Source organism: Sphingobacterium sp. NPDC055346, assembly GCF_053645235.1.
In genome coordinates this window covers 75,171-88,337 of record NZ_JBSHMI010000008.1, presented here as the reverse complement: position 1 = coordinate 88,337, position 13,167 = coordinate 75,171, and the positions used below count along the sequence as shown (strand labels likewise).

The window sequence follows — 13,167 nt, the reverse complement described above, 5'->3', positions numbered from 1 at the left end:
ATAACTTGGATTTCAACCATCCAAATTGCATATAATTCGATACATTTAGGCTCCCAGGACTTAATATTATGATTGAAATCAAAGTAGCATCTATTGATGACTTGCTCATTATTCAAAAAATTGGTCGAGAAACATTCCTTGAAACCTTTGAATCCAGAAATTCCGAATCGGATATGTCTGCATATATTAATGATCGTTTTTCCGAAATCCAGGTTCAGCATGAATTGAAAAACCTGGAGTCTATATTTTATATAGCTTGGGACCAGGAAGACCCTATCGGCTATCTGAAATTAAATATTGGTCAGGCCCAGACCGAGTATAAGCTGGAAGACCATATCGAAATAGAACGAATTTATGTCTATGCAAGCCATCATGGCAAACAAGTTGGTCAGCTTTTATTTTTTAAGGCCCTTGAAACCGCAAAAAGTTTAAGGGTACCGACGATTTGGTTGGGAGTCTGGGAAGAAAATGCCCGTGCCATCAGTTTCTATAAGAAAAATGGATTTGAAGAATTTGACAAACATATTTTCAGGTTAGGTAGTGATGAACAGACGGATATTTTAATGCGAAGGGAAGTTGGGTAATACCCTAAGGGGGTGAAATACTTTTCTTTACCCTTTTGTGTCACCCTGAAGGCTCCGCCGAAGGGTCTCGGAACTATTCAATCTTCTTGTGAAATAATTTTCAATAATGATTTCCAAAGCTTGAAAATAAAATAATTCTCTTCTTTACTTTTGAAGCGCAAATTAACCAAACTGACGAAGGACCTCAGGGATACCAATCCTATTGTTACTTTTGAAGCGCAAATTAACCAAACCGACGAAGGAACTCAGGGATACCAATCCTATTGTTACTTTTGAAGAGCAAATTAACCAAACCGACGAAGGAACTCAGGGATACCAATTCTCTTCGTTACTTTTGAAGCCCAAAAGTAACCAAACCGACGAAGGAGCTCACGGATACCAAAAACAACTCGAATCCGTAAAGGCTTCGGCTCATTTAAGATGGCTTTTCGCACAATCCAACACACATGAAAAGAATGCCTTGATGTCGGGAATATCTTCCTTCAAAATTCTCCTTTTAGATGGAGAATTTTTTGAAAGCATTCCAAGGCCAATCCCATCGCGCAGGGCAACGGCATTCTTTCCATTTTTCCGCCATTGGAAATGAGCCGGGAGCTAAAGGACTTCCTTTGGAAGGATGATGTTTGTTTTGAGTAACCCCTAGCGGGGGTGGAATCTTTGTAGAACCTGGATATTACGAATGGCGAACCCACAGCGTGGGTGGAATATTTTTCTATACCCGTTCTGTGTCACCCTGAGGGCACCCCGAAGGGTCTCGGAACTATCCATACTACATTTGAAATGGTTTCCTCATCTTACGATAGCGGAATGACAAACACTTCAAAAAAAAATCAAAAAATAGATTCTTCGCTTCACTCTGAATCTCTCCTTAGCGCATTTTGATTCTGAACGATTAGAAACTTTTGGACGTTGCGCCTTATTTTTTGATCAGTTCGATATTGGAATGTTCAGCGATAATTTCTTGGAGGATTTCGAAATAGGTCTGCCCCTTCCCTTCCCTTAATGCATCCAATCGATTTTGGATAACGGAAGAATCGAAATCATCGGGATGCTCTAACTTTTCCTGATAATAACTAATGGTGAATTCAGTTCCTAAAGCTTCTCGATTGGCTTCAAAGTTTTCCCAGATCAATGTTATTTCTTCCTTTTCACGGATAGCTCCAAAACCACCGTACAATAGGTCATCGAATGCATCCAAACTTTCCGCTAATTGCCAGCTTTCATTTTGCATAAACTTACGGTTTATTTCTTCGTAAAAACTGGATTTATCGTGGATTTGGCTACCGTCAATTATGATTTCTTTTTTCATGCGTACACAAAAATAGAAATTTTAAGGAATCTGGCTAAATAGGAAGTAACAGTAAAAAGCTATTCCGTGTAATCCTTAGTACAGCTGTTATAAACCATAGTTTTATTGGCAACTTCATTAAAGTTTTCAAAATCTACCTTTTCTAGGTCACAAGTATAGCCATATTCTGGAGAAGCAGTAAGGCAAGAAATACACACGACATCTACATAATATACCGTTTTGCCTTTATAGATTCCTTTATAGAGATTGGTTTCATACGCACCTTTCTCGGTACATCGTATTTCTTTCTTGAAATGGCTTCTTAATTTTTTGGAGCAAGGTGAAGCATCTTGACCTTCTTTTTCACAAGCCGTAAACAGTACTATGGCTAGAGCTAAAAACATAATTCTTTTCATAATTGACAATGGTTTAATATTAATAGAAATGCTGTGTATTAACTAAACGATTAAATTTATCAAGATGCTACAAAGTTGAATACATAAAAAAAGCCTGATTTCTCAGGCTTTTTCCTACAAATTATGTTTATAAAAAAATTAATCTTTTACTTTTTATTTACAAGCAATTTTAGCTTGACCGTAACCTCTACCTACAACAAAAGTTGTATTGGATACTTTTTGAGTAACCTTTACGCTATTCGTTCCAGAAGTTTTCCAAGGCACGTTGTTGAATTTCAAAGAACCTTTTAAAACCATTTGAACTAATGGTCCATTGTTTGTTTTGCTACCTAACATGGTCACTTCACCTGTTTTACTGATAATGATTCTAATCATTGGAGTAGCATCAGTTCCTCTAAGGTTCCAAATATCCGGAATGCCACCTTTACCATGTTCCGTTCCATCAGCAAATTGAATGTTACGAGTAATGATTCCTTCACCATTTGCTGTGTTATCGTAAGTTTGGAATTGAATCTGGCCTTCTTTAGGATCAGTTAAGATCTGAACTCCATTAACTTCCATATTTACGGCATTGTCCAATTGGAAGATGTCAAATGTAAAGCCGTAATTTGAAGCAGGAGCAGAGAATTCTCTCGTCAATAATTCTCCATTTTTCCAAACTTTACCTGAATTTGGATCATAACAACCCTTACGGTCACCAGTTTCAGGAAATTTCCAGTTTAAAGCATCATTCGCCAATTTCACTTCCTGGGTACAGGTTCTGAAGTTCAGATTCAGGTTATACTTACATCCAGGATTTACCTTAATATTAGCGATCGAAAAGTTTGTCTTGGTTTCATCATCAATTTTAATAATGCCAAAATTCAATGTTTTGTTGGTAGATGCAGGGTTGATAATCAAAGTAGGAAAACTAGTAACGTCCCTTAATCCGGTTCCCAAAACAGGGAAATTGATTGCTGCAAATGTGTTTTGGTCATTTTTGTAAGCGATTGTTTCGCCATTGAAATTAAAGGTAGCACTAGCATCCACTTTTCCGATGGTTGTGTTGGTCAAGGTCTTGATAGAGCCTGTCATTTTTGAATCCATCGTTAATCGGGTGGTAATCATGCTGAATCTATGTTTTAGGATTACCCCTAATTTATTGTCACCATAGGTCAGTTGTTTATCTTTAACAATAAAGACCATTAAATCTTTAGATACATCAACCAATTTTGCATTTGCAAATGTATTAACACCATTGGTGTAGATTAATGTAGGTAAAGGATCATTAGCGCTGTTGATGGAATAAGCTACAAAAGTATATTTTTTACCAGCATCTAAGCTCATCGCACCTGCAGAAGCTTCACTACCATAGGTATAATCCTTCGCTTGATTAAAAGTTCCATCTGCATTGAAGGCTACCAATCTATACTTGGTACCTTTGGTCAATGGAGTAGTTTTCGTTACTGCTGCTGCCATATTAGCATCAGAACCACGGTAAGTAGTTTGGTTACTCACTGTTCTATTTGATCTATCATTGTCTTGGGACATTTTCACGTCCACTACAAAATCATCATAAACCAATGAGGTATCTTTTACGAGCCCAGATGCAACAGAGCCTTTTGTGCTGCTTTTCTTATCGAAGTCAATATTGTCCTCTTCAAAAGAAATCCCATCAATCTGAACATTAAGTTTTGCTTCTCCATTGCCCCCAACTGGATCATCAGACCTCTTACAAGATCCAAAACTAAGCATGAGGACTGCCAAGAATCCAATACTAAATTTCATACTGATTTTATTTTTGATATTATTCATGTTCTATTTCTTAATCAATTTTTATTATTACCAATCGATATTTCTATTATCATCATCCTCTTCAGTCCATTGGTCTTGGACCACATTGTTACCATTTTGAGGATATACTTTTGCAGACCCCAATGCGATGTCCACTTCCATCTGTACTTTAACTAAATGAACATGGGGAGTTTTGTAGTGCTTTTTCATTTCTTTAACCTCCATTACGGTCTAGACTCAAAACCAAAAAGAAAAAATAATTTTTCCTATCAGTTAAGATTTAGCCGCAATTTTGTATGCCTTTTTATTAATTTTTTAATAGTTGTGTGCCATAAAATTATGGTCTACAAAAATAAACAGGATTTCGATTACCTGAAATCAATAGTATCTATTTAGTGCTGTTAATTATTTTTTGTAGCCCATGGCCTACACGAAATTAGCGTGTAAAAAAAGTAGCTAATATGATTTAGTTAGCAATCAGCTTAGTGTTGACTTCAATTTATTAAATTTTTTATATATCGAAAATCGATAAAAAACAGAAAAATATCTTCGTTTAACGGCTTTAAACTGTGTTTTAAAAAACAGGATTTTCAAATGTTTTAAGCAAGATTTTAAGCAGATGAGCGCATAATTAGCTAATCATGAAAAAAAGGATTTTTGGACTTATTGGATACTAATATTAACGTCTGGTTTTATTTTATTGAAAAGGAGTAAAATACATGTTTGAACATGTATAATTTCAGCCGCTTTAACTATATTAGTAACTAAGAATGCAATTAATTACGATGAATAAGAATATTATTTTTCTGTCTATTATAAGTTTGTCCCTACTCTATTCTTGTCAACAGGGAACTAAAACAGAACCTATTCAAGCTAGTCCAAATTCCACGCAAAACCCTATTCCGGTAGCTATACCTCTCACCTATCAGATAATTGGAACACTAGACCACGATACTTCAGCTTTTACCCAAGGCTTTGTTTTAGACCAAGGAAGTCTAATTGAAGGGACAGGTCTTGAAAGGCATACCCGAATCAACAAAATTGATACTTCAACGGCAAAAGTTGAAGTACTCAAGGCAAACTATGAGAATGAAGTGTTCGGTGAAGGAATAACCATACTGAACAATAAGCTTTATCAATTGACCTACATGAACAATAAAATCTATCAATTTGATCTGGACAATTTAAAGCAGCCCAGCGGTACACATAGCTGGCAGAAAGAAGGCTGGGGATTGACACATGATTCTACCTCCTTGATATTAAGTGATGGTTCCTCCACGTTGTACTACCTTAATCCGGAAAACATGGCAATCATCAAAGAATTAAAGGTCATAGATAATATGGGGTCAGTCGATAGCCTGAATGAATTGGAATATGTGGAAGGTTATATTTTCGCTAACCAATGGGGCTCTGATTACATTTATAAAATAGACCCGGAAACAGGCTATGTGGTAGGAAAAATAAGTTTTGAAGGGATCTTACAACTTTACGACAAGAGTTTTCAACCTGACCCTGAAAAGGTGTTGAATGGGATTGCCTGGGATCCTATGAATAAATTTATGTTTGTTACTGGAAAAAACTGGCCTTTGATATTTAAGATAAGGATCAATTAACCTTCATAATTATGGTCTTCAGTGATACTAATGTAATACCCATCGAGATCATAAAATGAAAATTCCATTTTTTGGGAATTCATATTTCTATGAAGATCTTCAATCATCTCAATCTGCATTTCTTTTGCTGTATCGTAAATCCCTTGGTAATCCTTGGTCTTAAAATATAAGATTAAGCCATTTCCATGTGCAAGGTCTGGGTTTTCCATGCTAGGATGATGATGTTCAGCCCATTGATGTAGGCATATAATGGTTTCACCCGAAGAATCTTGCAATACAGCGAAATTCTCGCCTCCATGACTGTTATGGAGGTTTAATAACCTTTCATACCAAACGGCACTCTTCTGTACATCTTGCACAGCGACAATAGGATCTAGTTTCATATTTATCTGCATTACCATACGCTATATAGCAAGAACAATTAAAGACAGGAAATTGATTTCATAGATTGCCAATCATGTTCGATATTTAACATTATTACGGCATGGTCAAATTGGATAGAGCCTTCAGGAAAGCGGTTTTTATCATCAAAATAAGTCGATTTTATGTTTTGTACTTCTAATGGACTTATCTCCCAATTATAGGTGTTTAATTTTAGTCCATCGAATGATTTTCCATTTGGTGAATAACCAATGGATCCTTTTTCAAAGAACTGGGATACCTCTTCAATGTTGTCGAATATTGAACCTAATGGAAACTCTGAGGTTCTCCTGGCGTCGATTTGGATATGATTCTGATCGGAACTGAGCGCATCTAGGTGATAATTAGCATTAGATTCTCGAATATTGAAGTTGGCAAAGTTATGTTTTCCAGGAAAAAACCTACCTCCTACTAAAGTGTTCAAATAGAGACTGGTATCTCTTCTGGGAATATAGACCCCTTCACAAATTTGGCCGGATTCATCTGTCCATTCTACAGCAAAACGATGGGCTGCATTTTCAGAACTAACTCCAAATAATTTAGGAAAACCTTTCGGCTTGATAGATTTGAGCCGGATCAAGCAGATGCCTACAATTGCTTTTCCTTTATATAATTTTGGCGTAAATGGAGCTGGCAAGATTCCGCTAACGACTGTAGGATCTGCAGTATAATTGACTAATATCCTTCTTTCTATAAACCCATGGATCTTTGGTATATTCATCGGGAAATGCTAGAGTCTTTATTGTTAAAATTTTTATGAGTAATTTACAAATTTCATTACTTTCCAAATTGTACCTTTTTGAATGCTGATGGAATATGGAAATCTGGCTTTATACTAGTGGGTTTAATCCAAGATATCCAATTGATTGATTTCTCATTCCACTCCAGACTATCAAATTCGCCTCTGAATAAGCCTAAATATACTGATTGCCCGGAATTTGAATCCATTATACTTTTAATAAAATCCATAGGAATCTTACCTTCCAAAATGTAGCCATCAGGTTTTATTTTTGACTTTACTTCTAAACTTTCTAAATCCCATCCATAGTCAAACTTTCTATAATGGCTTGCCCTATAGTCTAAAACCTTGGCACTTGGGGATATTTCAAAACAGTAATATTCTTTTAAACCAAGATCTACTGATAAGAATATCTCTCCTCTGTCGCCTCTACCTACATCTTCTTCTTTCTCAAATTTCTTTTCTACGATATTATTATCCTTGATATCAAAATAGAAATAGAAATAGGCCCCATCATGAAATGCCTTAAAGATCGTCTTCCCAAAGTTTTGATTTCCCCAAGGAGATATAAATTGATCTACGGTGAATAGATTTCTTTGATTATTCCAGTCGGTTAGATTCCCATCTATAGAGATGGAATGGCTTTTTTTGAATGGAATTAATGGGATTTCAGAAGATTGCGCTATAGTAGCTTTGGGAAGGCTAAACAATCCGGTCAGAAGGATGAAAGGAAATAGAAAAGATATTGGTCTTTTAGGCATTATAGATTTCTTGATTTGATCTCGTCCTCTAATTCCTTTGTGCTATTTTTGGATTTCACAAACCAATAGACAAATAATAATGGGAATAACGTAAAAAAGCTGAATCCTTTATTATAGAAGCTGTAGGCTGCTACACCTACCGCCGCCCCGATCAAAAGTGCATTGATCAGATTGGTTGACTTTAATTTCTTTTGCTCTTGTAGGAGCTGTTCGTCCGTCAATTGGGAATATTTATTTTGGTTCATAGATTTGGGAAATTGATTTTTATTTTAACGAATATAGAAAAATTGGAGGGAAAGAATGTTAATCTTATGATCAGTCTATAAAAAAACAGCCCTCTTTTTTAGAGGGCTGTTCATTCATTTTTAATTTTCCGGTTCCTTTTCGGCTTCATCAGGATCAACCACAAATCCTATGAAATAGGTTATTACATTTAAACCTAACATGACATACATGGACCATCCAGACTGATGCGTTAACACATAATAAGAATATCCTAGTATGAACAGAACAAAAAGTATGTTGAGAAAGTAGGCTTGATTGACATTCTTTAAACTTGTTAATCCGAACTCGTTTTTGACAGCTAAGGCATTTTGCCTTTTACTGAATAAAAAGAAAAAGATGATATATGCTAAAATGCCTACACAAATATTAATAAACATGACAAAAATACTAAATGGTTAAACTTTGCTTGATTTGATTAATTAACTGATCCCTTTCGTTGAGATCGGACGTAATTGCTTCGTTAGTATGCTGCATTAAATCCTGATTGAGTTTTTCTAAAATTTCATCATTGCTTTTATTTAGAGCTTTCAGGGCTTTAATTTCATCTAAATACTTTAATCGACGAACCATACTTTTTGCTTGCTCCGCGATTATTCCGACCATTTTACCTGATAAATCAGCAAGGTATGGTTTGTCCGGAAAGTTTTCAATCATCAATTTCTCTAAATAACCGCTCATCCTTTCTTGAATGGAATCCTCATCACGCAATTGCAGAAAATTCGTTTTGGTAATAAAAGAATCCATTTGATCCGAAATCAATTTAGTTTCATTCACATCAAAAGAACCTTTTTCCATTCCTGTTGAAACTCCATCTATGAATTTCTTACGTACGTTGTCTAATAAGGCAACCGTATCAAGTACTTTATTGGCTGCATTCGAAATTTTCCTAGACACTAATTTGCTCTCATCATAGCTTTCAGCCCCTTTAACTGCCTTAACAAAGGTCAGGTTACTTAGGTATTCTGATGGGTTCAATAAATTGTCCCGAAGTCCTTTTTCTAAAATATCCTTCGAAATCTTTAAAACAGTATTGATATTCGCTGGATTTATATCTGTTAATACAGCGTCCATATTGTTTTCTTTAAAATACTCTTTAACTTCCTCTGAAAAACCCTCAATTGACTTTGCTATGTTGACATTTTCTTTTTCTAAATCAACGATACGACCCTTATAATATGAAATGTCCTTTTTTAATTTTTCAATTTCATTTGTACTTGAATTAAATTCAGCCTCGTATGGTTCGAAAAAAGTAGACCATTTAGCAAATACATGATCATATACTGCCGTATTTAAACCCAAAGACAAGATCTTTGAAATCATTCCTGGTTTGGTTGGCTGAATATTCAACAACATTTCATATAACGGCTTAACCTCATTTTCAAGATATGCCCTTTCGTCATCTAAAAGCTTTTCTAGATTTCCAATGCTTTTATAATGTTCTAAGACATCCAACTCATTCGCACGCCTTGATAAAACAAGTCTTTCTCTTTCCTTAAAAACCGGAGACTGCTTAAATTCGCCATATTTGTTCAGTAGGCTCTTTAATTCACCTCCTAAAATATTGTTGAAATAGCTTCCATAACACTCTGCCAAAGGAATAAATACCTCGCGAATATTGGTGTAAACCTCAAATAACCTCCCCAAATCAACCAGGATCTTTTGATAATCTGGAGCAAAGGAAAGTTTCATAAACTCAATATCCTTCTTAATTTCCAAACATTTCTCCTTAGATAGGGCCCTTGTATTTGAAAAGTTTTCTAATACTTTCATCGCAACTTTGCCAACCTCCTTTCCAATATGCTTTTGCTTTAGCTTGGAATAGACCATCTTATCAACAACATTTGAAAGTGATGAATCTAATTGGTCTTTTACCTTTTGTAGATTTTTATCTGCCTGATCTAAAAACGCATCGTATTTACCTTGAATCTTTTCAAATTGCGTATCCAAATCGTTAAACATGTTCTCTACATCCAACCATTCAATTTGATTGAAATTGAATAATTGTGGGTATGAATCATAGATTTTCTCGCCATACACATCTTTTAGGACGCAAATTAAATCTTCCCTGTCAAAGCTTAACTGAATTCTTAATTGAGAATATTCATTGATGGATTGTAAAATCGAAAATTTAGCAAAATGGTATTCTTCCAGAATATTGGTATAGATTGAATATACTTCTGTAGCCCTTTGCGTAAATTTCTTCACGTTACTCGCGCCAGTGATGGAGAACCAAGATTCTTTAGGTAATTCTATTTTCTCAAAATTATTTTTGAAAATGTCTAACGTTTCTCTTATCTCGTCTTCAAATGATAGGTTTATCATTTCACCTAATACCTTAAGGCTTTCTGCAGAATTTTTTACCGTATCAAAAGTCAAGCTCTGTTCTGCTACAATCAGACTGCCATCTTGGCTTAATGGCTTAGAGATGAAATTATTAACGAAATATTTATCCGCATTCTTCTTTTTGTAGATACTTAATGTTTTATAATAAGACTGATATGCCTGCATAAAACTCGAATCTTCATATAAACGCTTTTGAAGAAGATTGGAACTATTTAGGTATTCAACAATATCAGATCGAGTATACTGGGTCTGATTAATTTCACATTCACTGAGTAATTTATCCATTACTTCGGAAAAAGAATTATCAACCAAACCGTTATCGTTATTTAATACCTTCAGCATCTTCGAAACATAGCCATCATGCCTAAACCAGTTGTGTGCCCAGTTAGGGACCATAAAAATATATCCACTTGGGTCTTCATGAGGTGCACAATCAAGCTGATTGCCAATCGCTAGTGAAGCTTCTCTTACCGTCATGCCGCATACATGGGCTACTTCCTGCCTGAGCAAGTCATAAGTTACTTCACGGATCATAGCCGCAGTAACACTCCTATCCGCTAAGGCTTTGGCTGTATTTTCATTGGAAGCAAGTATTTCGCGTAATTGCGCTTCATCTGGAGTTCTGACCACAGGAGAAATCCGTAATCCCCAAAAACAGTACTCTCCATCAATTTTGAACATTTCAAAGGGAGTGTTTGTATTTCGAGCATTACACTTTTGGGCTAACTCGGCCAATTTATGATTGCTGATATTCTCTAACAATTCGTTAATGATGGGCTGATGTCTCAATTGACCATAGGTATAACCTTCCCTATTTATTCCACCTGAGCCATTAGGAACGTCATTATCATCTACCTCACAGATTTCAACCGTGCGGATGTTAATTAGATCTGGATAGTCAGCATAGAGATTTTTAAATTTCTGTTTCATTTCAGTTAATAATAATAGATTGGTTGCATGGCAAAAGCCATGTATTTGTTCAGATTCACTTTTTTGGAACTATTTCACAAATGTAATTTCGCAGACTGCCAAATTTTGTCAGTCTAAGGGTAATGATTAATAATAAGTCGGTCTGTTGATTCAAAATTAATTGATAAACAGTAAAAGATTTTACGGGAAACCTTATTGAGAGCTGAAAAATTATTTGTTAATGGGTAAGGTGGTTGGAGATTTTAAGGGAAAAAGAGAAGGATTCTTTAGGTTAATGGGATTGCGGTAGGATCTCGTAGTTCAAAGGGACACTGTCTGGATTCTTTAGCTCAAAGGATCCCGTAGCTCATAGGGATTGGTTCAGCCCCACTGGGCCCGCACGCAAACCCTGAACCTTCCCTTTGGGGGGAGGCTTCACAGAAACAAAGGGCCTCGCTCCGCGGGCCTTTTGTTGTTTCAGGACTGCCTTTGCTCAAACAAGTTTGGCAAGGAACTCAATCAGGAACCCGTAGCTCATAGGGATTGGTTCAGCCCCACTTGGCCCGCACGCAAACCCTGAACCTTCCCTTGGAGGGAGGCTTCACAGAAACAAAGGGCCTCGCTACGCGGGCCTTTTGTTGTTTCAGGACTGCCTTTGCTCAAACAAGTTTGGCAAGGCTGTCCTGAAACAACAAAACCCAACTAACGTTGGGCTTTGTTTCTTTGGCGGAGAGAGAGGGATTCGAACCCTCGATACAGTCATCCCGTATACAGACTTTCCAGGTCTGCTCATTCGACCACTCTGACACCTCTCCTGATTGTGGGTGCAAATATATTACTTTTCATGAGCTTTAAGGCATTTTTCTTGAAAAATATTTATCCTTTCTGATTTCCTTTCCCTAACTTAGGTCAAACTCTAAAATGAAAAGGATTTTATCTATCGATGGTGGTGGAATCCGAGGAATTATTCCCGGAATGATGCTGGTATCCCTCGAACAAAAATTGAAGAAAGCTTCAGGCAACCCAAATGCCCACCTGTCAGAATATTTTGATTTCTTTGCCGGAACAAGCACCGGTGGTATTCTGATCAGTATATTACTTTGTCCAGACCGTCAAAATCCAACGAAACGTAGGTTCTCCGCAAAAGATGCGCTTGATATTTACCTGAAACATGGCAACGAAATATTTACCACAAGTAGTTGGCGGCGATTCTTGAATCAATTCGGTTTATTGACAGAACTCTATGATGAGAAAGTCTTAGAACGGGTCTTGGAAAGCTATTTCGGTGATCAAAAACTTTGTGAACTGATCAAACCCTGTATTATTACTGCCTACAATATTGAACTCCGTAAAAACCACCTCTTCAGGCAACAGAAAGCGATTTCTCATGGTGAGTCCCGCGATTTCTATCTTAAGGATGTTTGTCGAGCAACATCCGCCGCCCCTACCTATTTCTCTGTAGCCGAAATATATTCATTGGCTGGAACACGGTATCCATTGGTTGATGGCGGGGTGTTTGCCCATAATCCTGCAATTTCTGCATTATTGGAAGTACTCAAGACTTACAAAACTTTCAAAATCGATGATGTACATATCCTCTCCTTAGGAACGGGTATTGCAAAAAATGCCTATAAATACGAGGATTTCAAAAAACAGAAAGCGATTTCCATTGGACCTGCCTTAGTCGATATTATGACCAGCAGCTCTTCAGAAAGCAATGATTATTTCCTCCACCAATTGTTTCGTTCGGTACAGCATTCTTCCAATTACATAAGAATCGAACCCTCCAACCTATCCTCCATTGAACCAGCTCTGGATGCTGCCTCAGCAGGGAATATCCAGAAAATTGTCTCCTTAGCTGATAAATTGATCAGTGACAACGAAAATATGCTTGATGCCTATGTGTTAGACCTCATAGCAGAAAAGGAAAAAAATGGAGAAAAGAAACACAACTCGGTATGGCAGTTTTTGCGTGATAAATTATGATTTCCTTAATCGAAAGTCATAATTCCCACTAATTCTTATAAAATTGATAT

At 36.4% G+C, this 13,167-nt stretch carries 13 protein-coding genes and 1 tRNA gene; 4 read left to right on the top strand and 10 right to left on the bottom strand.

Annotated features, from left to right (window positions below):
- Window positions 1–68 precede the first annotated feature (68 nt).
- Window positions 69–584, top strand: a complete 516-nt coding sequence (locus ACWICE_RS16145) for a GNAT family N-acetyltransferase (RefSeq protein WP_313257913.1) — start codon at window positions 69–71, stop codon at window positions 582–584.
- Window positions 585–795: 211 nt separating this feature from the next.
- A complete protein-coding gene (locus ACWICE_RS16140; protein ID WP_454298783.1) occupies window positions 796–1,170 on the top strand; it encodes a hypothetical protein in 375 nt (124 codons plus the stop codon).
- Window positions 1,171–1,500: 330 nt separating this feature from the next.
- Here ACWICE_RS16140 and ACWICE_RS16135 read toward each other — a convergent pair whose 3' ends face one another.
- The 4 genes from ACWICE_RS16135 to ACWICE_RS16120 all read right to left on the bottom strand — a co-directional run bounded on the left by ACWICE_RS16135 (window position 1,501) and on the right by ACWICE_RS16120 (window position 4,271).
- Window positions 1,501–1,893 (bottom strand): barstar family protein, encoded by a 393-nt coding sequence (locus tag ACWICE_RS16135; protein ID WP_454298782.1) that lies wholly within the window; start codon window positions 1,891–1,893, stop codon window positions 1,501–1,503.
- 59 nt (window positions 1,894–1,952) lie between these two features.
- Entirely contained in the window at window positions 1,953–2,288 is a 336-nt protein-coding gene (locus ACWICE_RS16130) for a hypothetical protein (RefSeq protein ID WP_254527030.1), read from the bottom strand.
- A gap of 153 nt (window positions 2,289–2,441) precedes the next feature.
- The gene (locus ACWICE_RS16125) at window positions 2,442–4,055 is read right to left on the bottom strand and encodes a hypothetical protein (protein WP_313257921.1); all 1,614 of its coding nucleotides are present in this window, start codon (window positions 4,053–4,055) and stop codon (window positions 2,442–2,444) included.
- 54 nt (window positions 4,056–4,109) lie between these two features.
- Complete coding sequence (locus ACWICE_RS16120; protein WP_185212114.1) at window positions 4,110–4,271, bottom strand: hypothetical protein; 162 nt, start codon at window positions 4,269–4,271, stop codon at window positions 4,110–4,112.
- 575 nt (window positions 4,272–4,846) lie between these two features.
- Between ACWICE_RS16120 and ACWICE_RS16115 the strand changes: the two genes are divergently transcribed.
- Window positions 4,847–5,674: a glutaminyl-peptide cyclotransferase gene (locus ACWICE_RS16115; protein WP_454298781.1), complete on the top strand. Its 828-nt coding sequence runs from the start codon at window positions 4,847–4,849 to the stop codon at window positions 5,672–5,674.
- Here ACWICE_RS16115 and ACWICE_RS16110 read toward each other — a convergent pair.
- The 6 genes from ACWICE_RS16110 to ACWICE_RS16085 form a co-directional block, all read right to left on the bottom strand.
- A complete protein-coding gene (locus ACWICE_RS16110) occupies window positions 5,671–6,057 on the bottom strand; it encodes a VOC family protein (protein WP_313257926.1) in 387 nt (128 codons plus the stop codon). The genes ACWICE_RS16115 and ACWICE_RS16110 overlap by 4 nt on opposite strands.
- A 38-nt stretch (window positions 6,058–6,095) precedes the next feature.
- Complete coding sequence (locus ACWICE_RS16105) at window positions 6,096–6,815, bottom strand: DUF2071 domain-containing protein (protein ID WP_454298780.1); 720 nt, start codon at window positions 6,813–6,815, stop codon at window positions 6,096–6,098.
- 56 nt (window positions 6,816–6,871) lie between these two features.
- The gene (locus ACWICE_RS16100) at window positions 6,872–7,594 is read right to left on the bottom strand and encodes a sugar-binding protein (RefSeq protein WP_454298779.1); all 723 of its coding nucleotides are present in this window, start codon (window positions 7,592–7,594) and stop codon (window positions 6,872–6,874) included.
- Window positions 7,594–7,839 carry a hypothetical protein gene (locus ACWICE_RS16095; protein WP_185212063.1) on the bottom strand — a complete coding sequence of 82 codons (246 nt, stop codon included), beginning with the start codon at window positions 7,837–7,839 and terminating at the stop codon, window positions 7,594–7,596. Before ACWICE_RS16095 ends, ACWICE_RS16100 begins: the two co-directional genes overlap by 1 nt.
- Window positions 7,840–8,266: 427 nt before the next feature.
- Window positions 8,267–11,152 carry a hypothetical protein gene (locus ACWICE_RS16090; protein ID WP_454298778.1) on the bottom strand — a complete coding sequence of 962 codons (2,886 nt, stop codon included), beginning with the start codon at window positions 11,150–11,152 and terminating at the stop codon, window positions 8,267–8,269.
- Between the two features lie 703 nt (window positions 11,153–11,855).
- Window positions 11,856–11,946 (bottom strand) — tRNA-Ser (locus ACWICE_RS16085).
- Between the two features lie 106 nt (window positions 11,947–12,052).
- Here ACWICE_RS16085 and ACWICE_RS16080 point away from each other — a divergent pair.
- The gene (locus ACWICE_RS16080) at window positions 12,053–13,117 is read left to right on the top strand and encodes a patatin-like phospholipase family protein (protein ID WP_454298777.1); all 1,065 of its coding nucleotides are present in this window, start codon (window positions 12,053–12,055) and stop codon (window positions 13,115–13,117) included.
- The last annotated feature ends 50 nt before the right edge of the window (window positions 13,118–13,167 follow it).